Genomic DNA, 428 nt, shown 5'->3' with positions numbered 1-428 from the left:
TTGTCCTTGCCGAACTTCTCCTCCGCCTTGGGCTGGGTGTAGCCCACGGACATGATCTCCGGCTCGGTGAAGGTGACCTTCGGGATGTTGATGTCCTCGACGACCATCGGCTTGTTGCCGGCGATCTCCTCGGCCACGAAGATGCCCTGCTGGAAGCCGCGGTGCGCCAGCTGCAGACCGGGAACGATGTCGCCCACGGCGTAGATGCTGCCGACGCCGGTGTGCAGACGCTCGTCGGTGAGGACGAAGCCGCGGTCCATCTTGACGCCCTGCTCCTCGTAGCCGAGGCCCTCGGTGTTCGGGCCGCGGCCGACGGCGACGAGGCAGACCTCGGCCTCGAACTCCTTGCCGTCCGCGAGGGTCACCTTGACGCCCGAGTCGGTCTCCTCGACCTTGTCGAAGAACGTGCCCAGGTTGGTCTTGATGCC

General features: G+C 65.9%; 1 protein-coding gene. It reads right to left on the bottom strand.

From position 1 onward, the window contains the following. A partial coding sequence (locus F8271_RS31885) for an FAD-dependent oxidoreductase (RefSeq protein ID WP_192580570.1) occupies positions 1-428 on the bottom strand: 428 nt, incomplete at both ends.

The sequence above is a fragment of the Micromonospora sp. ALFpr18c genome, from assembly GCF_008868155.1.
In the GTDB taxonomy this organism is placed as follows: Bacteria; Actinomycetota; Actinomycetes; order Mycobacteriales; family Micromonosporaceae; genus Micromonospora.
Note: the sequence above shows the minus strand (reverse complement) of the source record. Positions and strands in the feature narration are given on the sequence as shown.